Genomic DNA, 22,538 nt, shown 5'->3' with positions numbered 1-22,538 from the left:
GCTCGCAGCACGACGCGAGCCACGCGCACGGCCGCTCAGTCGGCGAGCGGCACCACCCGCACGCCGCCGGCGGACTCGGCCAGGACGAGCACCCGCGGCGCGGAGACCTGCTCCAGCGCGGCGAGCACCGGCGCGGGGTCCGCTCCCAGGGTCGCCTCCCCGTCCGCCGCCGGCCACACCGACACCGCGGCCCCCGTCGCCGAGCGGACCGCGGCGCCCAGCGACGACACGTCGCCGCCCGAGACGAGGATCACCCGCCCGATCCGGCGCCGCGCCGCCCGGGGCGCCGCGGCACGGTCGCGTCGCCAGATGGCGAAGTGGTACGCGAAGACGACGGCGGTCGCACTCAGCACGCCGAGGGGCGCCCGGATGTACTCCAGCAGGCCGCCGGGCTCCCCCTCCCCCAGCGCGAACTCGAAGAGGCGGTAGCCGATGAGCAGGAGCGTCACCACGGCCGCGATGGCGCTGGCACCGAAGATCACCACGAGATAGACGCGCCGGCCGGCGTCGGCGGCATCCGCAGCCCCGCCGCGGTCGGGCCGCCATGCCGCCCACCACGCCGCTCCGCCCACGAGGAGGGCGCTGATGCCCCCGAGCAGAAGGTTCAGGCTCTCGTCGTCGACGAGCGACGAGGCGACGCTCGCCAGCAGCGCGTTGACGATCACGCCGAAACCGCTCGCGGCCTGGATGAGCGCGATCGCCGAGACCACGAGACGCCCGGCCTGACGTGCGCCGTCGGGGCGGGAGCCGAGGACGCCCGCGTGGTACACCCACAGGACGGCTCCGACCGCGGCAGCCGCGACGGCCATGTCCAGCGGGGCGAGCACGTCCGCGGTGGCGCCGGAGACGAGCATCCTCGACACGGTGTGGAGGGTGTTCGCCAGCGCGATGAGCGTGGTGGCCGCCGCGGCGCCCACCACGATCACCAGGAGCACGGCGGCGAACAGCCCGGGCGCACCGCGCGCGCCCTCGCGGTGCCAGTGCCACCACCAGATCCCCGCGCCGAGTGCGAGCCAGACGAGCGACTGCAGGACGGTCTGCCACCAGAGTCCGCCGCTCGCGAGCAGGCCGGCTCCGCCGGTGAGCGCCCGAGCGATCAGGGCCGCGATCGCGGCGACGGCCCCCAGGGCGCCGATCACGAGTCCCCAGACCGCGCTGAGCTGCACGGGGAGGTCGGCGAGCCGTGTCGGCGCCGTGCGGGCGTGCCGGCGCATCCGCCGGTGCCACACCCACACGCCGGCCCACACCAGCGCCGCAGCGGCGTCGTCGGGCCGCCATTCGCCGTCGATCCCCCCGTTCGCCGTCAGCGCGAGCGACACGGTCGCGGTCACGAGCGCCGTCAGCGTCATCGCCGTCAGGTACAGCGTCCACACCAGGGACGCCCGCTCCGCCGGATCCGCGAGGCGCCGACGCTGCCACCACCACAGCGCTGCGGCGAGGGGGGTGCCGATGACGGCGAAGGCGAGCGAACGGGCGAGGGATGCCTCCCCCTCCGCGATCACCTGCTCGAAGCCGATCGCCCGCGCCAGCAGACCCGAGATCCCGATCGCCGCCACCGTGATGAGGGCGAACAGGAGCGACAGGAGGATGATCCGCCGCACGACGGCCCCGGCGCCGCCGCCGGCGCGCGCGGGCGCGGGTGCAGGTGCCGGTGCGGGTGCGCCGGTCACAGTCCGAGCTCCCCGCACAGCGACAGCTGCCACGGCGCGCGCTCGATGAGCCACTCGCCGTCCTCCTGCACCAGCAGGAAGCTGCCCTCGGACTCCGACTCCCCCGGGCCGAGCAGGCCCGACCCGTATACGGCGGTGATGAGCACGTCGACCGTCGTGCCCGACTCGCGCTCGGTCGTGCGGACGAGCGCCACCCGGTAATCCTCGGCAGCGAACCAGTCCCGCTCGCAGTCGTCGGCGATCTCGGGTACGACATACTCGAGCGCACCCTCGAAGTCCCCGTCGATCAGGGCCTGCGAGTAGCGCTGGACGACGCCTTCCGGCGTATCGGCCGGGTACTCCTGCGGGCCGCCGCGCGCGACGATGACCACGACGGCGATCACGACCACCAGGCCGATGCCGATCAGGAGTGCCGGGAGCGCCCAGCGGCGGCGAGGGGCGTCTTCGCTCATGCTCACATCATGCTCCCCCCGGCGGTCGTGCCGCACCTGCGCGGGATCCGGCGCGCGGGACGGTATCGCCGGGCGCGCGGCGTGGCTCCTCGAGCCCACGGCATCCTCCCAGTGCCGCCCCGCCTGCGCGCGGATAGGATCGAGCCGTGGGCGAGGGAGCCCGCTCTCACCCGCCGAACCGCTCGGACGAGCGGACCAGGAGGCCGCGATGGTCGATACCGCCATGACGGATGCCGGACCCGGCGCGCACGGGGCCGGGCTGACGGCGGACGGGTTCGCGCGCATCACGGACGCGATCCTCGACGCGGTCGGCAGCGTCATCGACGGAAAGCCCGAGGCGGTGCGCAGCGCGCTGGTCTGCCTCCTCGCAGAAGGCCACCTGCTCATCGAGGACGTGCCGGGCGTGGGCAAGACGATGCTCGCCCGGGCGCTCGCGACGTCGGTGGATGCGACCGTGCGGCGGATCCAGTTCACCCCCGACCTCCTGCCGGGTGACGTCACGGGGGTGAGCGTCTACAACCCGGTCGACCGGGAATTCGAGTTCAAGCCGGGTGCGATCTTCGCCAACATCGTGATCGCGGACGAGATCAACCGTTCCTCCCCCAAGACGCAGTCGGCCCTGCTCGAGGCGATGGAGGAGCGGCAGGTCACCGTCGACGGGCGCACGCACTTCGTCCCCGAGCCGTTCCTGGTGGTCGCGACGCAGAACCCGCTGGAGATGGAGGGGACGTACGCCCTTCCCGAGGCCCAGCGCGACCGCTTCATGATGCGCATCTCCATGGGATACCCCGACCCCCGCTCGGAGGCGCTCATGCTCCGCCAGCGCGACACCGTCAACCCGCTCGACCAGCTCGCCGCCGTGGTCTCGGCCGACGAGGTCTCGGGCCTCATCGGATGGGCGCGCGCGGTGCACGTGGCGCCCGCCATCGAGGACTACGCCGTCGGACTCGCTCAGGCGACCCGCAGTCACAGCGACCTGCGTCTGGGCGCCAGCCCGCGCGCGACGCTGCAGCTCGTCCGGGCCGCCAAGGTGTGGGCCGCCCTCGACGGGCGGGCGTTCGTCATCCCGGACGACATCACGGCGCTCCTCGCGCCCGTGTTCGCGCACCGCCTCATCCCCACCCGTGCCGCCGGCGGCGCGCGCGGCGGCAATGCGGCCGACGCGATCGCCACGATCCTGGAGCGCATCGCGGCGAGCGTGCGAGTGCCGATCGCCTCACGTCAGTGAGTCCGCCGATGAGACGAGTGTGGCCGCTGACAGTCCGGGGCACCGGCGCGCTCGTCCTGGCGATCGTCTGCCTCGTCGTCGCGCAGGAGGCGAGCCTGGCCGAGCTGATGTACTTCGGCATCCTGCTGCTTGCCGTCGTCGCGGCGAGCGTCGCGTCGCTCTATGCCGGCCGCCGCACCGAGTCGGTGACCCGCTCGCTCTCGCCCGACGTCGTCTCGGTGGGGTCGGAGGCCCGTGTGGCCGTGCGCGTCGGCGTGCGCACGGCGCTGCCCACCGCGCCGGGGACGTGGCGTGACGCGCTTCCGAAGGGACTTCGCGGCAAGGCCGCCGGCGCCTTCCCCGCGCTCGGGTCGGGGTTCCTCGGCGGCGAGCGCGGCGGCGCCAGGAGCATCGACCTCGTCTACACCGTCACCGGCGCCAGGCGCGGGGTGCACTCGCTGGGTCCGCTCACGGTGCAGTCGTCCGACCCGTTCGGGCTCGCGCGGCGCACGGTGGTGTTCAGCCAGCGCACCCCGGTGACGGTCGCCCCGGCGGTCGTCGACCTCGCCCCGCTGATCGACTACGCCGGCGCGACGGGCGGCCTGCTCCATACGACGACGGACCAGCTGGGTCAGGGCGCCGACAACCTCGTCGCCCGCCCCTACGCCTCGGGCGACTCCATGCGCCGCATCCACTGGCGCGCCACCGCTCACCGTGACGAGCTCATGGTGCGCCAGGAGGAGCAGGAGTCCACGCCCGAGGCGGCGGTCGTGATCGACCGGGCGGCACGTCGGTGGTCGCCCGATGCGCTGCAGGCGCCCGGCGCCGACCCCGGCTTCGAGGCCGCCGTCTCCGCGTGCGTGTCCGCCGTCGCCCGCCTCGTCCACGACGGCTACGCGGTGGAGGTGCTCGACACCGAGGGTACGGTGCTCATCGATCGCATCGACGGCGGCGACATGATGTCCGTCGACGGGCTGCTCGTGCAATTCGCGACGATGACGGCCCGACGCGACGATGATCTCCCCCGGCTGCCCCGGCTGTTCGCGGGCATCTCGACCGGACCGATCGTCCTCATCGTCGGCCGCTTCGATCCCTCTGACGCGGCGGCGGTCGGACCTGTCGCCCATCACAGCACGCTGCCGGTCCTCCTCGCCGCCGCCCCGGCCGCCGGCGCATTGGACCTCGCCGCCGACCACGGCTGGCACGTGGCGGCCATCGACGCCGAACGCGACCTGGCGCCCGCGTGGGCGAACGCGATCGGGCGGGGGGCGCACCATGTCGTCGGCTGACGCGGGCCGCGCGACGCGCGCACGCGGCGGAGAGAAGCTGCTGACCTTCTCGATCTTCGCGGCGCTGCTCGCGGCCCTGCTCCCGGTCGTGCGCGTCATCGACTCCGGCTGGTGGCTGCTGGCGGCGCTGCTGCTGGCCGCGCTCATCCTCGGCGCAGGCTACACCGCGCGCCTCTACCGCCTCCCGGCGGTCGCCGTGACCCTCATCGAGGCCACCCTGTGGGCCGTGTTCCTGACGCTGGTGTTCCTCAGGGACACCGCGCTGCTGTGGGTCATCCCGACCCTCGACACGATCCGCAGCGTGCCGCTGCTCGTGGAAGCGGCGATGGAGGAGATCAGGCTCGGCGCGGCGCCCCTCGAGGGCTCTCTTCCGCTGGCCTTCGTGGTGGTCGGAGCGATGGGACTGCTGACGATCATCGTCGACCACGTCGTGGTGACGGCACGGATGCCGCTGCTGGCGTCGGTCGGCATCGTCACGGTGTCGCTGATCCCGGCGATCGCGGCGCCCGCTGCCGTCGACGTGATCGGGTTCGTCTTCCTCGCCGTGACGATCCTGTTCCTGATCCGCTCCGAGACCCGTTCGCGCGAGAAGCCGATGGAGCGTGAGGAGGAGCGCACCGCCGGCGTGCCGGCCACGGCGCTCGGCATCGGCGCGATCGCCATCGTGGTCGCCGTCGTGGTCGCGCCGGCGCTGCCGCAGCCGGGGGCCCGCGCGGGCACGGGACTCGGACCAGGGCCGGGGATCGATGCCACCCTGCAGCTCGGCGACGACCTGCGCCGGCCGCAGGAGGTGGAGGTCATCCGCGTCCGTACCGACTCGCCGTCGGTGCCGTACCTGCGCGCGACGACGCTGAGCCGGTTCGAGGGCGGCATCTGGGAGCCCGACCGGGCGCAGACCGTCTCGCTCGAGAGCGACCGGGCGTTCGGCGAGATCGACAACACGGACGAGATCCGGATCTCGGAGTACACCACCAAGGTCGACGTGGTGAACCTGGACTCGCCGTGGGCGCCGGTGCCGTATCCGGCGGTCGGGGTCGCCGGGCTCAGGGGACTGTGGGGGGCGGTGCCCTACAACCACACGGTGGCGACGACGAGCGACTCGACGATGGGCCAGTCGTACGAGGTGCAGTGGACCCTCCCCCGCCCATCACTGGAACAGGTGCGGGCGGCGACGGCCGTCGGCTCGCAGGTCCGCGACGAGACGACCGAGATCCCCGCCGACATCCCCCCGCAGATCGCCGAGCTCGCCGTGGAGGTCACCGCCGCCGCGACCAACGACTACGACCGCCTCACGGCTCTGCAGCGGTGGTTCCGGGGCGGCGACTTCGCGTACTCCCTCGACGCACCGGTCGAGGAGGGCTTCGACGGCAGCGGCGCCGAAGCGGTGGCACGGTTCCTGGAGGTGCGCCAGGGCTACTGCGTGCACTTCGCCTCCGCCTTCGCACTCATGGCGCGCACCCTCAACATGCCGTCGCGCATCGTCGTGGGCTACCTCCCGGGCACGCCGACGACGGACAGCGTCGACGGGCAGCCGGTGTTCACGGTGTCGAGCTCGCAGCTGCACGCCTGGCCCGAGGTGTACTTCGAGGGCATCGGCTGGATCCCGTTCGAGCCGACCACGGGTCTGGGCACGCCGACGATGTTCTCGTCCGCGGCGACCGCGCCGGGCGAGACGACCGACCCCGGGAGCGTGGGCTCGCAGCCGACGGCGACGCCCACCTCCCCTGGGGACCGCGCCGAGATCGATGCGGAGGAGCAGCAGTCGGCGAATGGGACCGGTGCGGCGCGCGACACCGTCGACCCGCTCCCCCTGCTCGGCATCGTGACCGCTGTCATCGTGCTCCTCTCCCTTCCGCTCCTGGCGAAGGAGGTCCGCCGGCGCCGGCTGGATGCCGCGGCCCGCGCCGGTGACGCCGCCGCGGCCTGGCAGTCGGTGCAGGAGGCAGCCATCGACGTGGCCATCCCCGTGCCGGCCAGCGAAACGCCGCGCGCCTTCGCCCGGCGCCTGGTCGAAGAGCACGGGGTGGCGGCATCCGACATCGATACCGTCCTCACCGCGATCGAGCGCGTCAGCTACTCGCGTGCGGGGACCCGCTCGTACTGGATGGGGGATGCCGCGGCCGACGCGGCCGCCGCGGTGCGCGCATCGCTGCTGACGTCGGTGCCGGCGTCGCGGCGGATCCTGGCGCTCGCGGCCCCCCGATCCCTCATCATCCGTCCCGGCAGCGTCTATGCCGGAGCGGCTCCGGTTCGGGTGCGGTAGCCGAGCAGGGTAGGATGGTCGGCGGCCCTTCGGGGCCTCCTGGAGGATTCGCCTAGTGGCCTATGGCGCACGCTTGGAAAGCGTGTTGGGTGCAAGCCCTCGGGGGTTCGAATCCCCCATCCTCCGCCACTGTGATCCCAGTGTTTTCAAGGGATCGCGACCCGTTCGAAATCTCGTGGCACAGTTCGTGGCACAGTTATCGTTCACATTTGGACTCCTAGAGGCCCGGAATTCCGCGGATCTCGACCACGTTGATGCGCCGGTTGCGACATGACTGCCTCATGTCGCAACCGGCGCTAGCGGTTTTCGGACATCCAACCGATCGTGGCGCGGCATCCGACACGCCCGAGGCGCGTGAACTCTCACGTGAAGGCAGCACGAAGTGCTACGACAAACCCGGGCGGTTGCGACCTCCGACCGCGAGAGCGTAGCGGACGGGCGCGGTTGCGTGTCCGCCGCTCGCTCTTTGCAGACTCCGCTCTCCGCTGCGCTCCGAGCGCCGCTTATCAACCGCTCACAACGGACACTCCATCGCCCCCGCCCGCTGGCTCAGCTGGATGCCGGAGCGGCGCCAGGGGCTGAGCTTGCTCAGACCTGCTGTTCGACCGCCACCGGAGCGAGGAGCGCACCCACGAGATCCGCAGCTCCGCGTTGCAGAGTCTTCACCGCGTGCGAGTAGGTGTTGAGAGTCGTCTGGATGTCGGCGTGACCCAGTCGCTCGGAGACGATCTTGGGATGCACGCCGGCCCGCAGCAGAAGCGTCGCATGCGTATGCCGCAGCTCGTGCAGGTGCAGAGCATCGAGATCCGGATGCGCCGCGACCGCCTTGGCGACCCGCTCCCGCCACTGACGGGAGAACTGGGTCGGGTTGTGTGGTTCCCCGTAACGGTTGCAGAAGATCAGGTGCTCACCTCGAGCATGCTCCGGCGAGACCGCGCGGAGCATCTCGTGCTTCGCGCGGAACGCTTCCGCGAGGCGGACGTCGATGTCGACGTTGCGAACACGGCCGCTCTTGGTGGCGCGGAAGTCGATGACCGGCGTGCTGCCCGCTTCCTTCACATAGGACATGGCGCGGGCGATCGTGATCACGTTGTTGTCGAGATCGAGGTCCTTCCATCGGAGGCCGAGGATCTCGCCACGTCGCATCCCGGTGCCGAGAAGCGTCAGCCAGGCCAGCCACAGGTAGTCCCCCGAGGACTCGGACCAGTCGAGGAAGAGCCGAGCGTCCTCCGCCGACCACGTCGTCATCTCCGGTGGCGCGGCTTCGAGCTTCGTCGGCGGTGAGGCGCGTTTCGCGGGGTTGAAACGGATCAGCCCATCCTCGAGCGCGTGCTGCAGCACCTGCGAGATCAGGACATGAACATGCCTCACCGTTGCGGCGCCGAGCGGTTCCCCTACGTGACCGCGATCCTTCCGGCCGGTCTGCTCGAGCTGCCGATAGAAGCGGTTGAGCTGGTCCTTGGTGATGTCGGCGATGGGCGCCCGCCCGACCGACGACGGAAGCACATGGACACGGAAATGCTTGCGGTAGCCGGCGAGGGTCGTCGGACGCACGCGCAGCGAATCGAAGTACTTGTCGGCATACGCGTTGAAGGTCTCGCGCGTCTCATCGACGTGGACGCCGCGGCGGATGTCGACCTGCACCTCGACGAGTGCGTTGAGCGCGTCTCGCTCGGTAGCGAATCCGCGCCGGAATCTGCGGACAGAGTCGCCATCGGGACGCTCGATCCAGTAGGCGACTCGGTATCGCGTCTCCCCCGACGGTGTGGTGTACGACGAGACTGTGCCGTCCTGATTGGGTCGCCGCGGCATCCGTCTTCCTTTCAGCCGATCGTCGGGCCACCGGGAGCCGGCGTGTTGATCACCGGACCTGTCGCCGACGGGTCAGGGAGATCCACTCCCGGCGCGAGACCCGCAAGACGGGCTCGGTTCATCAGACGAGTCGCGGTGCTCTGACTGACCCCGAGGCAGTCGGCGACGGCCCTCAACGGGGGCAGATTGACGGCGGCCGCGAGTCGGTACGTCGTCGACGCGTCCACGACGCTCGCCGTGAGGTCGCGCCCCTCGCGTGTGCGCATGCGCCGAATGTAGTCCCCGCCGGAGCAGATCGGTTGGTCGGGCTCTTCAACTGTGGAGACTCTCAAACCGCTGACCTGAAGGGCCGTCTGCACGCGGACCTCCCGCAAGGTGAGGCTCGTCACTTCGTCGCCCTCCCCGCTCCGGGTCACGCTGACCTCGGCCGCCACGACGCGACTGAGGCGGGGGTCGTACGCGGCACGGACGCGAATCTCGCCGGGGACGTCGGGCTCACTCCTCAAGACAACGGTCCAGCTCGCAGGGACGCTGACGCCGTTGCCCACCGCGACGCGCTCCTCGCTGACATCCACGTTCTCGAGGTCCACCATGCCCGCCAGTATCGCAGGCAGGAATTCGCTGAACAAGGTACGACATGACGCAATCATGTCGTAACTGGCTCAGGGAGGTGCTACGGTGTGCGCGTGTGATGACATTGGTGGCTCACGAAGGAGATGCAAATGAACCGCTCACCGAATTCACTCGCTCTCACGTACAAAGACGCTGCCGAGTTGGTCGGCGTGGAGTACCGCACGATCAAGCTCGGGGTCGAGCGGGGCACGATCCCAACGGTGCAGCTCGGGCCGCGACGGATGATTCCCCGCGCGGCACTGCTCCGAGTCTTCGGCGTCGAGCCCTGAGCCACGGCCCCATCTGATCGTCATGGTCGACGCACGCCTCCCCGCCGAGTGGCTAGGGAGCATCCGCATCGACAATCTCAGCGACCGAGCCTTCCGAGTGCTCGCCGGGGCACTGATGTGGTGCAACGGACAGGGGACGGACGGCGCAGTGCCGGACCGGTACACGAAGTATCTCCATCCCGACGGTGACGACCCCGCCGCATTCGACGAGCTCGAGCGCGCCGGCCTCTGGGAGCACGTGGACGACGGCTACCGCCTCGTCGGCTGGACGACTGCTCTCCGGCAGTGGACCGCAGAGGAAGTCGAGCGCTACCGCGAGGGCGCCCGACGGCGGCAGAAGGAGTATCGCGACCGGCAGCGGGCAATGACCGCTGCCACTCCCCCGCCGCGAGCGATCGGCGCGCTGCATGCCGGGGACGTGACGCATAACGGAGCGCGTGACGTGACGGCGAACGTAGGCTCAGGCTCCTTGATCGAATCCAGGAAGAAGACGAGAGCCTACGCGCCGCGTGACACGACGGCCCACGTCACGCATAACGCGGACTCGCCATTCTGCGCGAAACACCCGGAGGGTACTTCAGAGCCCTGCGGTGCGTGCGCTCGCGCCAGGACGGCGCTGGAGGCCCGCCAGAACCGACTGTCGATCGGCGGCTGGGACTGCACGGTCGACGGTCACAAGCTCGTCACCGACGGCACGTGTGCAGTGTGCGCGTTCCGCCCAGGTCGCTCTGTCGCGTAGTACCCCTCAGGCCGTCATGCAGGGTTGTCCTCTCGTGTGCAACGGTCGGCCGGACGTAGAGGGGTCCTGCACCGGGCGCGGATCCGTCCATCTGCAGGCAACGCGCGCCCCGTGTACCCACGACGTCTCTTTGCCTCAGACGGTCCAGCGATCAAATTTGGGCGTCGCCGACCTGTCATCCTCGAACGCGTACTCGAGCTCAATCTCGATCTTCGGCATGCTTAGTCGACGGTCGACCGTGTACTCGAGTTGCTGGCCGTAGCGGACGGAGTTGGAACTCTTGAGGTCGACATGGTTCTCCCACCCGGGAGTGAGGACCCGTAGACCTAGGACAGCAATGTCTCGCCCTGACGTGTTCGTAAGGCGACCGAGGTACTCTTTCGGACCGGGAGTGAGATTCACCTCCCAAGGCGCAGGAGCGTAGCGCTTCGCGAGATCAAGAGACTCCTGGGCGATTCGGTTGGCTTCTCGTGCGCGCCCGTTCGCGAGATGGGCGACGATAACCGCCCAAACCGCAATCCCAGCAGAAGCAACTATTCCCACGAGCGCAATCAGGTCTGAGAGTTCCACGACGCTGACTGTAGCGACCCCGCCCCGGACCTGCCGGGCAGCCTGGCGTAGGTCTGCCCGACAACCGGTGGCTGAGCGGACGGAACTCCGACGCCGATGTGGTCAGTGCCCGCGGTCGGGTGCACCGCGGGTCGTGGCCGAGGTTCTTGGTCTGCGCGGAAGCAGTCGCCACTTTCGCAGGTAGTAGAAGGTGACGCCGGAGATGGCTGCCGCCAGAAGCCACGGGGCCCAGATCCATGCGTAGGCAAGAGTCTCAACGTGGACGATGTTGTTCTCATCGTCGTTGTTGAACCCACTCGGCCTATACGCAGCCCGAACGGTACCGTCCTGGTCGGGAAACCCGTCCAGGTAGATGCCGTCCTTGCGAACGTTGCTGTCGTCACTGATCCAGACGCCGATGCTGCGGCATCCGCCGCTTGGTTTCGGTTCGCAGTCCCGCTCCGTGTATGTCCCCCACAGCACAGGGTCGTTTGCGCTGACCACCCCGCCAATTCCCAACACGACGGCCATGGCAAGGGCAGCGGTCATTACCGCGAGGAAGGCCGCGTAGCCCAGCCTGCGAAACGGCCGATGCCACCGCGGTCCGCGTGGCCTGGGACTATCGCGTCGCAGACTCAACCACAACCTGCAGACAGAGCGATCGGCCACTCGCCAGTCCGGCTACTCAGGGTTAGCGTCACCGCACGAGCATATGAGTGTTGACACCACTGAGCGATTTGCCACTCCCCTTCATGCCTGTCCGCCGCGACGACTCCATCCTCGAGCATGAGTCGACACGACCTCGCATGCTCGGCCACCACACGCACGACGGTCCGCTCGAGGGCGATGCGCGGTTGGGGCAGGTGCGTGCCAGCCGGAGCGCGTGCGGCTGGGGTGCGCACCGGAGCAACGAGCGATACAGGCAGCGACGGTGCGCATTGGGCAGGATGAACTTCATGACGATCGAAGCTCAAATTCCCAGCAAAGACCTGCAGGCAGTCATCGCCGCCGGCGGACTCTCTGAGGATGCGCTGCAGGCGATCACCCGGATCTCCGCCGAGTCGATGGCTCGCTTCCTTCGCGGAGACGTTTCGAACTCACAACCCGGCGCGTGGCCTCCGCTTCTGACTAGCGAGGAGAGCCGTCGGGTCTCACTTCTATCGGCGCACCTCTCTGAAGGGCTGTCGATCGACGACAACGAAAGACTCCAGGGCATCCTCGAGTCGCTCACTATCGAATGCCATCTCACACCGGAGAACATCGCGCAGCTCGTCGACGTCGATGTTGAACACGTCCAACGCGCACTACTTGACCCATCGGCGGTGCCGCTCGACGCCAGGTACCGCCTCGCGCTCCGGACCTCTTATATCGTCAACGCGGTCAATCAAGCGCGTCCCCACTGAATGCCGATGCGTAGGAGATCGGCGAAGGACTGAAGAGGAGGGTCGGCGCGAGGGCAGTGGGCGCTTGAGGCGCGTGGCGTGCCGGCCGGAACGCGTTCAATTGTGGGTCGTTGTCCGCGCGTCAAACGGCTCCACCGGGGAGAATCACCAGATGCATTACCGATTCGCCAACGACTACGGTGCTCGCTGGCCGTTCTGGGCTGCCGATGGGCTGTGCGCGGACGGGGACCCCGCGCTTCCGCCACAGCTTGAGCGCGAGGTTAGGGATTGGGCGGACCGGTTCGAGCAGCTCTTCGATTGGCAGCAGGGCTGGCCGGACCAGGCCACCGCTGACGGACATCGGGCTGAAGGAGAGCGCTTGTACGGCGAGGTTCAACGCGCGCTACCCGACGCCACCATCACGTTCCACTATTGGGAGATCAGTTACCGCGCCGCTCCTTGAGCGGTCCGCGCGCGGGCTCACACGCCGTGAGGCTCGTGGGAGAGGGCGAGAGCTGAGATGACGGTTGCGGTGTTCTCGGTCAGCGCGGCGACAGCGACGTGCGCGATCTGCTTGATGTCGCCGTCGCGGACGGTGACGGTCGGCACGTGCGTCATGTGCGGCCGGTAGCCCGCACGCCAGTAGTCGGGGTCGGCCGCCGCAAAACCGGGCAGGACTTCCAGGAGATCGGCGAGGCGCTCATGCATCTCGTGAATATCGGCGGAATCCACGAGCTGAACAGGGACGGTCTGATCGCGACCGAACATCGCAGGAGCTGCGAAGCGAACCGACAGCGGTTCGTAGTCAGCGCACGCTTCACTCACCGCGCGGGCGAGTCTGTCGCCGTAATCCGCGACTGCGAAGTTTGATGCCAGCGTGACGTGCGCTGGCCACTCGCGACGGTCAAAGCTCGCTCCGACGTCGACTGGGCGAAAAAGTGCGACCACGACGAAGAGTTGCTGCGCTGCAATCTTCTCCACGTACCCAGTGTTCCCGACCGGCCTCGGAATGTCGTGCGTTTGCCGGTCCGCCAGCGTGCTGGCGCCGGTCCGTGTGCGGGCGCTGAACGAAGGCGGTGGGGAGGGCGCGGGGTCCGGTCTTCTGGCACATTGGGCAGGTGAGAGCAATCGAACCGCCGCTGTTAACGTGCGGCTTGACGCGTTCCATTGCACCCTGGCGAAGGTGCGGGCTGTGACGCCCCTTCAGAGGGAGATGCGGGCCGGCCGTGCGGCCGTGGCCGCGGACGATCAGTTCGCGCGCTGGATCATTCATTTCGCAAACAATCGTGCGCGCCACGAGGCGACCGAGGCGGGCGTCGACTGGGACTCTCCAGCCGCCCTCCCTAAAGGCGTTCGAAATGCGATCACTCACTCGTTCCAGCGATTCGAGCTCGGAGAGGGAGGAGACGGCGAACACCTGTTGCGCAAAGCGGCGCGCTGCAGTCCCGCTCAGCAAGAAGCGCTTCGGTTGCTCGTCGTTGAGGAACAGCAGCATTCCGAGCTGTTCGCGCGCGGGCTGCAGCACCTGGGTGCATCCACGCTGCCTGGTCACTGGTCGGACCGGGTGTTTACGCGTTTGCGGCGCATACTCGGTCTACGCACGGAGCTGGCGCTGTTCCTGGCCGCAGAAGCCGTCGCTATGCCGTACTTCGTCGTACCGTTCAGGCCCCGACGATGTGATCCGAGCGGTTGGTACGCGGATCGCGTTGGATGAGGAGCACCACCTCGCGTTCCAGATCGACCAGCCGAGACTCGGGTTCGCCGCGACCCCACCCGCTGGGCGCGCACTGGTGTTTGCCGTGTGGTGGTGCGTAGCGGTTGGGGCCGCAACCGTGCTGGCAATCGACCATCGGGCGGCGTTGCACGCTTGTGGTCTCGCGCCACGCTCGTATTGGGGTTCCGCGTTGCGATCCTTCCGCCGGGCTGCGGCAGCCGCGCTCGGATGACCTAAGCCTTGGTTGTCCCTCATGCCGGCGTAGCTATTGAGAAACGGATGCACCCCTGACTCACGACTGTGCGGCCATCAATCGGGGAACGAGAGACGGTCCTCCACCGCACCGGCAAACGCCAGGGCGGCCGCTCCCCGCCCGGCACGCTTGCCTCTGAAGATGTGCAAATTACCTGTAGACAGGAGCTACTCGTCGGATACGTAGAACCCCAAAGGTGGCCAGGTGTATCGCAATCCAATCGCATTCCTGATACTCACCGGCGCAACGATCGTGCTCGCAGGTTGTGCATCGGGCGGTTCTTCGTACTCGGATCTAGATCGTGAACCGGAGTCATCCGACGCACTGCCAGCGGTGATCGCCGAGGGCAACGACCAGATAGAGCCGGAGACCGCCAGGCTCCTGGGCGAGTACGACGGGGTCACCTTATGGCTGATTCGCGGAGTGGAAAACTCCGACTTGATCTGTCTGGGAGCGATGGCTGCCGAGGACGATTGGTCAGTCTCCTGCGGAGGCGAAGGGGGCGTACTGGGTGCAGCGGGCCCCGGCGGGAAGTCATACAAGGTCGCGCCGGACGGCATGCCATTGGACGAGGACGGTGCGACTCAGCTCACCGAGAACGTCTACGAGGTAGACGCGCTCTAACGCAGCCACCGCAGCACTGCTCGACCTGCGACACTGCTGCGCGAGCTGCCCGCAAACGGTCCCCTGTTGCGCAGTGCTGGCCTAGCCATGCACATGGCCGCGCCGCGTCCTCGTCGCCGGACCGCGTCGTCTACGCCTCGCCCGACGGCGGTCAGGGACCGGCGTCCGCGTCAGGGTTGCCCTGCGTGAGTGTGACGATGGTGACGGTTACCCGGTAGTCGGATAGACGGCGAATCGCGTGGAGCAGCTTAGTCATCTGACCGAATGTCATGCCGTCGAGATTCTTGCCGCTTCCACGAAGGCCAGAGTTGAGCGCTGAGTACGCGTCATCGATGTCCGTAGGCTTTTCTTCGCGGTTCTTTCGGCGACGTTCTTCACGCAGTCCTAACCTCTGCTCATTTACATGGGCAGCGTCGGCGAGGTTCTTCAGGATCTTCGAAACGGTGTAGAGGCCTCCGAGAGCTGTAGCTGCGATGCCCATGACCACGACGAAGTCGCTTCCGTATTGGACACGTGTCACAACGGAATCCGCAAGAGTCCTGTCATCCCAAGTGTGATCTGCTGCATCGAGATATGCAGCAAAGGAGAGTGCGAGCTGAAGGTCCCCGATGATTTGCGCGTACTCATCGAAAGCGAGATCGTCTGGAAGCTTGGCTTGGGCCGTGACCTCTGCCATGTCAGCACTCACCGACATCAGCCCGATCCAGCTCCCGAATCTCGCCACGCGTTCACATTATCGTCGCTAAGCACACAGTGGTCGCTTTGCCTTGCTCGCCACACGGCGGCCCACAGCGGGCGGAGCGGCGATCGGGGCGTCCGGTGTTGGGCGTCGCTCGCCACACTCGTGCGTAAGACGGTCCCTGTGCGTGCGGGTCGACGCTGTCATTGGGCGACTTCCGCCGCGAACGCCCGAGACCTGACGGGCTCCCAACCCCGTCTCGCTGCGCCGTAGTCTCGTTGTCATGCGTGCTGTCAGCGGTGTCCTGCTGTGGTTGATTGCGACGATCATCGGAATCGTCGGTGCCGCTTGGTTCGCACTGGCCGGTGTGGGGTGGTCCGGAGGTTTCACCCAGAAGTACTACTGGGAAGAGGGCGAGAGTGAGATCGGCATCGGCTTCGCCGTGATCTCGCTTGCGGTCTGGGTCGCTGTCCTAGTGTGGTCGGTGTTCGTGCTGCGAGGCGGTTCGCTCGCGGACTCCCGAAGCGCCCGCACGACGTCGACGGTCCTGGCTGGGATCAGTGTCGCCGTCGTCCTCGTGCTGTGCGTCACGACCATCGGTTGGCCGGAACCACCGAGCGAGCACCCGTCGCCGCCGTGGAACCGCGCCTAGCCTCGGTCTCGGCTGCGCGGCTCCATCCAGTTGCCTTCCGAGATCGGGCGTGAGGAACGAACTGGTGACAACTGATCGTTAGTGTCGGGAGGCGCTGGCGGGGAGGATGTCATCATGCCTGGCCCCTATCCCAGAGAGTTCCGCGAAGACGTTGTCGCGGTCGCTCGTAGCCGTGAGAGCGGCGTCACCATCAAACAGATCGCCACCGACTTCGGTATCAGCGAAGCGACCCTGCAGAACTGGCTCCGCCAAGCCGACGTTGAGGAAGGCAACCGTCCGGGTCAGACCGCGGCGGATGCGGCCGAAGCTCGGGAGTTGAAGAAGCGGATCCGCCTGCTCGAGCAGGAGAACGAGGTCCTCCGCCGCGCGGCGGCGTATCTGTCGCAGGCGAACCTGAGACTCGGTGGCTCCCCAAAATGACGTACCCGCTCGTAACTGAGCTCGCCGATGCGGGGATCCCCGTGACGGTGTCGTGCCGGGTCCTCAAGCTCGCCCGCCAGCCCTACTACCGATGGCGCAACGCCCCGGTCCGCGACGCGGACGTTGTTCGCGCGTATCGGATCAACGCGCTCCACGACGCCCACGGCGATGACCCCACGTTCGGGTACCGACTTGGCCGACGAGGCGCGCCGCGCGGGATGGCGGATGAGCCGGCGGACGGCATGGAAGCTGTGCTCGCAGGCCGGGATCCTCTCGTCCGCGCAGCGCAGACGGCGTGGGAAGGGGAAGAAGGTCGGCCCGCCAGTGTTCGACGATCACGTTCAACGCGTGTTCCGTGCGGACGCCCCGAACCGACTCTGGCTCACGGACATCACGGAGCATCGCACGAGCGAAGGCAAGGTCTACTGCTGCGCAATCAAGGACGTGTTCTCGAACCGGATCGTCGGATACTCCATCTCGGACCGGATGACCGCCAAGCTCGCCGTCGACGCCGTGCGCAACGCTGTCGCCCGCCGCGGTGAGGTCGCCGGCTGCATCCTGCACGCCGACAGGGGCAGCCAGTTTCGGAGCCGGGCGATGGCCCGTGAGCTGCGCCGTCACGACATGGTCGGATCGATGGGCCGCGTCGGCGCCGCCGGGGACAACGCCGCCATGGAAAGCTTCTGGTCGCTGCTGCAGACGAACGTGCTCAACCAGCAGCGGTGGACGACACGGCAGGAGCTGCGCCTGGCCATCGTGGTCTGGATCGAGCGGAAGTATCACCGACAGCGAGCTCAGGACGCTCTCGGCGGCTTGACGCCGATCGAGTTCGAGGCCAAGCTAACCGAGCCGCTCACACTCGCGGCCTAAACCGAAACTGTCACCGATTCGTTCCTCACGCCCGAACGCTTGTACGGCGAGGTTCAACGAGCGCTACCCGACGCCACCATCACGTTCCACTACTGGGAGACCAGCTACCGCTCCGGCCCCTAAACGGTCCGCTTTCGTGCGGAGGCACGGCAGGGAACACCACTGATCGCGGGCTATCGTCGGAGCGATGAGCAGAGTCGTTCTGATGTGCGGGCCAGCGGGATCCGGAAAGTCGACCGTCGCGAGGCGGCTCGAATCCGAGGGTATGGTTCGCCTTTCGTTCGACCAGGAAGCCTGGCGACGCGGGATCCAGACGATGCCCCTACCAACGGACGTGCACGAAGACATCGAGCAGGAACTCCGCGCTCGCCTCATCACGCTTGTCGTGGCTGGCGCGGATGTGGTGCTCGACTTTTCGTTCTGGTCGAAGCGCGCCCGCCTCGCGTATCGGGACCTTTTGCGCCCGCTCGGAGTTGTGCCGGAGACGATCTATCTCGCGACGCCACGAGCGGTCGCGCTGGAGCGAATGTCTGCGCGCGGCCACGAGCACGCCGACGATTACGCGCTTCCCAACGACGTAGCGGCCGAGTACTTCGACCACTTCCAGCCCCCGACAGCCGACGAAGGTCCTCTCACGGTCCTCGGTGCCGCCGCGTTGCAATGAGCGGTCCTTGACCGTACGATCGCGAAGCTAGTCGTCGTCGATCGTCACGGAGTCGATGCGGGTTCCGGGTGGTAGTCCGATTGCACGCATCCTGAGCTGTCCGACGACGTTCCAGTAGACGGCCGTGTCGGTCAGCTCGAGGTTGGAGATGTCGTCAGCGCCGCCCAAGAACAGCGGTTGCCGGTATCCGACGCTTTCGGTGAAGGCTGGCGCGTGACCACCGGATGCTAGCCACTCGGTGAAGAACGACTCGGCCAGGGCAGCGTCCGAGTAGTCGACGAGCTCGTGGTGGAAGAAATCGCTGAGCCCCACCGGGACCTCCAGTGCTTCGCCCGTCCCAGGCTCGAAAAGCAGAATCGTCGCCGGCCGCGGGTCTGCAGCTGATTGAAGGTCGAGAGAGAACTGGCGGCCTAACCAGTCAAACGCGACGCACCGCACCCGACCATCGAAATCGGGGAACGCCTCACTCACGAACTCGTTCGCCACCCGTGCGGAGTGCGCGCTGTGGATCCGCAGCAGCCCGTTGCCGATGGAGATCCCGCCCCCAGTGCGGAGCAATGCATCGACACCTTCGAACTCGACCGCCTCGATAGGGCGATCGGACCCAACACGTGCGATTAGCTGATCCAGCATTGTCCCGCATTCCGAATAAGCGCATTCACAGATCGCAAGCTACCGGAACATCAACATCCGATGTGCGCGGTTGAAGGCGTAACCGGGTGGCGTCGCGAGTCAAACCTTCGACGCCGGTCGGTGCGAGCCGTCCTGCCGATGTTGCAGATAACCCGCCGGATGACTTGACCGATAACCGTGGGCTGAACGAACAGTTGATTCGTCCCGGGGCGCACTACCGATTCGCCCGGGAGGACGCCGCCTCACGAGAACGAACGCACAACAGCTCGCGAATCAACGACCTCCACGACTACCCAACGAACAACGAACGAGGACCAGCGAACAAACGACGAGTGAAAAGGGCAATGCACGCAGGCACTAACTAGTGGCACGCTGGGATCCCTTGAAAAAACTGGGCTCGAATGACAACCTGGTTACATGACCCGCGGACGCCGAAACGCCAAGCGCCAAGTCGCTCAAGAGCGGGAGATCGAGGCGCATGACGAGGCCGAGCGCGCGCGGATGGAAGCCCACGAACGCGCGGCTTCGGAAAGGCGACTAGCTCGAAAGTGGGGCAGCCCGCGTTCGGGCCTCGACCGCCTTGGTGCCCTGTCGAAGGAGCTCGAGAAGCTGCATCGAGAGGAGACTCGTCTCCTGAGGGAACGCGATGAGTTGGTTGGTTGGTTACGTGGAAGCGGCCAAAGCTGGACTTCGCTGAGCGCGCGAACGCAACTCAGCAGACAAGCGCTCATGAAGCGGGGCCGCGCCGCTCGATCACCGCAAAAGTAGTCGCTCCGACGATGCGCGGATCCGCGCGCAAACACTGAATGAAGCCCGGTGCACGCGACCCTTGGTCAGAAGCTGTCGGGCCGATGGTGCGACCACGGATGACGCGGAAGCGGCATCAACGCCGGCCTGGGCACGTTAGCCCTGCCCGGGTGCTCCGTACATCGCGCCGTCAGGCAGGGGCGGGCAGGCGGCGGACTCGGTCTGCGCAGCGATCTCGGCTCTCACGGCAACGCCATCCCCCTTCCGGGCGACGGTGTAGACGATTCCTTCCTGCGAGTCGGGTGCAGGGATGTAGCCGACGATCGCGGAATCGATAGCCGGGTCGTCTGTCACGGGCGCGAAGGCCGTTGTGATGAGGTCCGCGGTCGGGTGCTCCCTCAGCCAGTTGGCCGTGTCGGCGACGGTCGCGCCGGGGATGGTCCAGAACGCTTCGAGCTCCTCGACGGGGCCGCACGGCCACCCGGTGTAGGAGTTAAAGCCCGCGATGGGCTCGTCGGAGCGGACGGCTCCCGGCGGGAGGTTGGCCGCCTCGAGCCAGGCTTGGGCTTGCTCGCGTGCCGCAGCGACCTCGCTGTCGGAAGGGGCGGTGGGCTCTGGCGTCTCGGTGGGCTCGCTGATCGCCACCGGCGTGGCGAGCCCCGAGCCGGGCCCGGGAGTGGCACAGCTGGTCATGGCGAAGGCGAGGAACAATGAACCGACTGCCAGGGCTGGGCGATAGCGCATAGGGCCACCGTAACGGCCGGCACGGGCCCGACCGCAGCGAGGCATGCGCCTGCCTCGCCGGTAGTCGGATCGCACGTGTGCGGCGCCCTGGTGTGGCCCAGTGCTCGCCGAGCCCGCACCTGTGGCCGTCCTTCGGTGAGCGGGGCAGCCGCGCCGACGCTTCCTATCTCGTGAAAGTTCACTCAATTGAGTGAGTCGGCGTCTCGGTCCAGGTGATTGCGGGCGCCCCATAGGGCGAGTTGGGTGCGGTCGTCCATGTCGAGCTTCTTCAATGCGGACTGCATCTGCGAGCGCACGGTGTGTACGGACACGCCGATGCGTTCGGCGATGTGCTCGTTGCTGGTGGTGCCGCTGGAGAGCACGGCGACCACGCGTCGCTCGGCGGCCGAGAGGCGGGCGACCATCTCGGGGTCGGCTGCGCCGCGGCGTGCGAATTCGCGGACCACTGGCGTGGTCACGCGATGCGAGATGAGTGCCTCCCCGCGCATCGCGGCATGAATCGCCGTGAGCAGCTGGTCGGAGTCGTGGCTCTTGAGGAGGTAGCCGATCGCGCCGGCGTCCAGCGCATCCGTCACGTAGGCGTCCATCGCGTAGCTGGTCATCACGATGACCGCGACAGGCGGCTCGGTGGTCGACCGCGTGAGTTCGCGCGTGGCCTCGACCCCGCTCATCCCCGGCATCTGAAGATCCATGAGCACCACGTCTGCGCGTTCGCGGCGCGCGACCGTGACAGCGTCTGCTCCATTGGAGACCTCGCCGAGGACCTGGATGCCGCGCGCGGCCTCGAGCTGCAGGCGCAGCCCTTTACGCACAGAACGGTTGTCGTCGGCGATCAGCACGCGGATCGAGGTGTAGCCGTCGGTCATGAGTGCACTCTCAGCCGGCGGTGGCGACGGGGATGCCGAACCGCACCATCCAACCGCCCTCGGGTGTCGCTCCGAACACGAGTGTGCCGCGCAGCAGATCGATGCGTTCGCGGATCCCGCTGAGCCCCCAGCCCAGCCCGAGACCCGAGACGGGCTGAGTCCGCGAGGGTGCGGAGCCGTTGACGATCAGCACCCCGACACGGTCGGACCCTACCGTGATCTCGACATCGACCTCGGTGCCCGGCGCATGCTTGGCCGCGTTGGTGATCGCTTCCTGGGTGCACCGGTACGCGGTCGCGGAGACGACGGTGGGAAGATCCTCGACGGGGCCCGTCGCCGCGAGCCGGATGTTCATCCCGCGTCTCCGCCAGTACTCAAAGAGCTCGCCCGCCTGCCGCAGGTCGCGGGTCATCTCCCGCGGCTCCGTCCCGACGGCTCGCAGGTCGGTGAGTGCTCCCGCGAGGCTCGCGGCAGCGAAGCGGCCCTCATTGCGGACCTCCTCGACGAGGTGCAACGCGTCGCCGGGTCGGTCGGGAGCGATCGCCAACGCCGCGTCGGCCAGCGTGATCAATCCGGCGAGGTGCTGGCCGGCGACATCATGCAACTCCTGCGCGATCCGGGCACGCTCCCGCTGCTCCGCCTCCTCGACCCGCTTGTCGTGCTCCCGCTTGGCGGACTCCGCCTCTGCGCGCGCGACGGCGACACGGCGTGTCTGCACACCCCACCACGCACCGAGCGCGGTCCCGGCGAACGCGGGGGCCGCGATCCGCACCGCTTCGGCCGTCACGAAGCCGACCGCAATGGTCGGCGCCAGCCCCGTCGTCAAGATCCAGAGGAACATCGAACCGACAGTGACCACCACCACACCCACCAGCCACACGATCGAGACGACGAGCGGCCTCCGTGTGGCGAGCAGGAACAACGCCAACGCGATCACGAGGTACATCCCGATCAGCCACGTCGGCACCGCCAACCCCACCATGAGACCGATGTAGACAACCGTGACCATCAGGAGCGTGGCCTCGGGCGATCGGTCACTCCACAGGAACGAGGCCGCCTGGACAGCGCACCCGAGCACGAGCAGCGACAGCAGCACCGCCGGAGAGAAGATAAGCGTCCACTCCACCCCGCCCTGGATGAGCGCCGCGATAGGCTGCACAAGAACCTGGATCGTCGTCGTCACGAAGACGGTGAGCGCGAGTATCAACGCGGACCGTCGCGTGGCCAGGATCCGGTCCGCCGCCGCACCCGGTGCGAGAGGTCCGGCCGGTGAGTTCACGTCGGGGGACGCGGTGGCGGGTGCAGGAGCGATCACGCCCACGACCCTACTTGTTGCCTGGCAGACCGAGCTCGCCGGTAGCACCCCGCCCAGGGCGTCGCCATTCGTCCTTTCGGGTGAAGTTCGTG

The 22,538-nt window shown here is 67.9% G+C and carries 23 protein-coding genes, 1 tRNA gene and 1 pseudogene; 13 read left to right on the top strand and 12 right to left on the bottom strand.

Going from position 1 to position 22,538, the window contains the following annotated elements; genetic code table 11:
* Positions 1–35: 35 nt before the first annotated feature.
* A complete protein-coding gene (locus tag V6R91_RS07785; protein WP_336394997.1) occupies positions 36–1,670 on the bottom strand; it encodes a DUF5671 domain-containing protein in 1,635 nt (544 codons plus the stop codon).
* Positions 1,667–2,122, bottom strand: coding sequence for a hypothetical protein (locus V6R91_RS07780; protein ID WP_336394996.1), 456 nt, complete (start codon positions 2,120–2,122; stop codon positions 1,667–1,669). The genes V6R91_RS07785 and V6R91_RS07780 overlap by 4 nt, the downstream gene beginning before the upstream one ends.
* Positions 2,123–2,330: 208 nt before the next feature.
* On the opposite strand from V6R91_RS07780, the gene V6R91_RS07775 reads away from it, so the two are divergent.
* The 4 genes from V6R91_RS07775 (at position 2,331) to V6R91_RS07760 (ending at position 7,010) form a co-directional block, all read left to right on the top strand.
* Complete coding sequence (locus tag V6R91_RS07775; protein WP_336394995.1) at positions 2,331–3,350, top strand: AAA family ATPase; 1,020 nt, start codon at positions 2,331–2,333, stop codon at positions 3,348–3,350.
* Between the two features lie 8 nt (positions 3,351–3,358).
* Positions 3,359–4,618 (top strand): DUF58 domain-containing protein, encoded by a 1,260-nt coding sequence (locus tag V6R91_RS07770; protein WP_336394994.1) that lies wholly within the window; start codon positions 3,359–3,361, stop codon positions 4,616–4,618.
* Positions 4,605–6,881: a transglutaminase TgpA family protein gene (locus V6R91_RS07765; protein WP_336394993.1), complete on the top strand. Its 2,277-nt coding sequence runs from the start codon at positions 4,605–4,607 to the stop codon at positions 6,879–6,881. Before V6R91_RS07770 ends, V6R91_RS07765 begins: the two co-directional genes overlap by 14 nt.
* A gap of 41 nt (positions 6,882–6,922) precedes the next feature.
* Positions 6,923–7,010, top strand: a tRNA-Ser gene (locus V6R91_RS07760).
* Positions 7,011–7,469: 459 nt separating this feature from the next.
* On the opposite strand, the gene V6R91_RS07755 is transcribed toward V6R91_RS07760, so the two are convergent.
* Entirely contained in the window at positions 7,470–8,693 is a 1,224-nt protein-coding gene (locus V6R91_RS07755) for a tyrosine-type recombinase/integrase (protein WP_336394992.1), read from the bottom strand.
* 11 nt (positions 8,694–8,704) lie between these two features.
* Positions 8,705–9,286, bottom strand: coding sequence for a hypothetical protein (locus tag V6R91_RS07750; protein ID WP_336394991.1), 582 nt, complete (start codon positions 9,284–9,286; stop codon positions 8,705–8,707).
* Between the two features lie 129 nt (positions 9,287–9,415).
* On the opposite strand from V6R91_RS07750, the gene V6R91_RS07745 reads away from it, so the two are divergent.
* Entirely contained in the window at positions 9,416–9,595 is a 180-nt protein-coding gene (locus tag V6R91_RS07745) for a helix-turn-helix domain-containing protein (RefSeq protein WP_109212167.1), read from the top strand.
* A gap of 22 nt (positions 9,596–9,617) precedes the next feature.
* A complete protein-coding gene (locus V6R91_RS07740) occupies positions 9,618–10,334 on the top strand; it encodes a hypothetical protein (protein WP_336394990.1) in 717 nt (238 codons plus the stop codon).
* A gap of 135 nt (positions 10,335–10,469) precedes the next feature.
* On the opposite strand, the gene V6R91_RS07735 is transcribed toward V6R91_RS07740, so the two are convergent.
* Entirely contained in the window at positions 10,470–10,904 is a 435-nt protein-coding gene (locus V6R91_RS07735; RefSeq protein ID WP_336394989.1) for a hypothetical protein, read from the bottom strand.
* 102 nt (positions 10,905–11,006) lie between these two features.
* Positions 11,007–11,432, bottom strand: coding sequence for a hypothetical protein (locus V6R91_RS07730; RefSeq protein ID WP_336394988.1), 426 nt, complete (start codon positions 11,430–11,432; stop codon positions 11,007–11,009).
* A gap of 407 nt (positions 11,433–11,839) precedes the next feature.
* On the opposite strand from V6R91_RS07730, the gene V6R91_RS07725 reads away from it, so the two are divergent.
* Complete coding sequence (locus V6R91_RS07725) at positions 11,840–12,286, top strand: HTH domain-containing protein (protein ID WP_336394987.1); 447 nt, start codon at positions 11,840–11,842, stop codon at positions 12,284–12,286.
* Between the two features lie 151 nt (positions 12,287–12,437).
* Positions 12,438–12,728 carry a hypothetical protein gene (locus tag V6R91_RS07720; protein ID WP_336394986.1) on the top strand — a complete coding sequence of 97 codons (291 nt, stop codon included), beginning with the start codon at positions 12,438–12,440 and terminating at the stop codon, positions 12,726–12,728.
* A 17-nt stretch (positions 12,729–12,745) separates the two neighbouring features.
* Here V6R91_RS07720 and V6R91_RS07715 read toward each other — a convergent pair whose 3' ends face one another.
* Entirely contained in the window at positions 12,746–13,246 is a 501-nt protein-coding gene (locus tag V6R91_RS07715; RefSeq protein ID WP_336394985.1) for a 2'-5' RNA ligase family protein, read from the bottom strand.
* Between the two features lie 211 nt (positions 13,247–13,457).
* Between V6R91_RS07715 and V6R91_RS07710 the strand changes: the two genes are divergently transcribed.
* Together V6R91_RS07710 and V6R91_RS07705 are read left to right on the top strand one after the other, a co-directional pair.
* Positions 13,458–13,979: a hypothetical protein gene (locus tag V6R91_RS07710; protein ID WP_336394984.1), complete on the top strand. Its 522-nt coding sequence runs from the start codon at positions 13,458–13,460 to the stop codon at positions 13,977–13,979.
* Between the two features lie 457 nt (positions 13,980–14,436).
* Entirely contained in the window at positions 14,437–14,856 is a 420-nt protein-coding gene (locus V6R91_RS07705) for a hypothetical protein (protein ID WP_336394983.1), read from the top strand.
* A 151-nt stretch (positions 14,857–15,007) separates the two neighbouring features.
* Here V6R91_RS07705 and V6R91_RS07700 read toward each other — a convergent pair whose 3' ends face one another.
* Positions 15,008–15,532 (bottom strand): hypothetical protein, encoded by a 525-nt coding sequence (locus tag V6R91_RS07700; protein ID WP_336394982.1) that lies wholly within the window; start codon positions 15,530–15,532, stop codon positions 15,008–15,010.
* Between the two features lie 286 nt (positions 15,533–15,818).
* Between V6R91_RS07700 and V6R91_RS07695 the strand changes: the two genes are divergently transcribed.
* The 3 genes and pseudogenes from V6R91_RS07695 (at position 15,819) to V6R91_RS07685 (ending at position 18,141) form a co-directional block, all read left to right on the top strand.
* Positions 15,819–16,187 carry a hypothetical protein gene (locus V6R91_RS07695; protein ID WP_336394981.1) on the top strand — a complete coding sequence of 123 codons (369 nt, stop codon included), beginning with the start codon at positions 15,819–15,821 and terminating at the stop codon, positions 16,185–16,187.
* A gap of 114 nt (positions 16,188–16,301) precedes the next feature.
* Positions 16,302–17,477, top strand: a pseudogene (locus V6R91_RS07690) (IS3 family transposase).
* 187 nt (positions 17,478–17,664) lie between these two features.
* On the top strand, positions 17,665–18,141 hold the full coding sequence (locus V6R91_RS07685; protein ID WP_336394980.1) for an AAA family ATPase: 477 nt from the start codon (positions 17,665–17,667) through the stop codon (positions 18,139–18,141).
* A gap of 27 nt (positions 18,142–18,168) precedes the next feature.
* Here V6R91_RS07685 and V6R91_RS07680 read toward each other — a convergent pair whose 3' ends face one another.
* From V6R91_RS07680 to V6R91_RS07665, 4 genes are all read right to left on the bottom strand, one after another.
* Positions 18,169–18,774, bottom strand: coding sequence for a hypothetical protein (locus V6R91_RS07680; protein WP_336394979.1), 606 nt, complete (start codon positions 18,772–18,774; stop codon positions 18,169–18,171).
* A gap of 903 nt (positions 18,775–19,677) precedes the next feature.
* Positions 19,678–20,214, bottom strand: a complete 537-nt coding sequence (locus V6R91_RS07675; RefSeq protein ID WP_336394978.1) for a hypothetical protein — start codon at positions 20,212–20,214, stop codon at positions 19,678–19,680.
* Between the two features lie 233 nt (positions 20,215–20,447).
* Positions 20,448–21,131 carry a response regulator transcription factor gene (locus tag V6R91_RS07670; RefSeq protein ID WP_336394977.1) on the bottom strand — a complete coding sequence of 228 codons (684 nt, stop codon included), beginning with the start codon at positions 21,129–21,131 and terminating at the stop codon, positions 20,448–20,450.
* 10 nt (positions 21,132–21,141) lie between these two features.
* A complete protein-coding gene (locus V6R91_RS07665) occupies positions 21,142–22,446 on the bottom strand; it encodes a sensor histidine kinase (RefSeq protein WP_336394976.1) in 1,305 nt (434 codons plus the stop codon).
* Positions 22,447–22,538: the final 92 nt, after the last annotated feature.

This window comes from Microbacterium sp. CCNWLW41 (assembly GCF_037083505.1).
The sequence above is the reverse complement of the archived record's forward strand: the minus strand, read 5'-3'. Positions and strand labels throughout refer to the sequence as shown.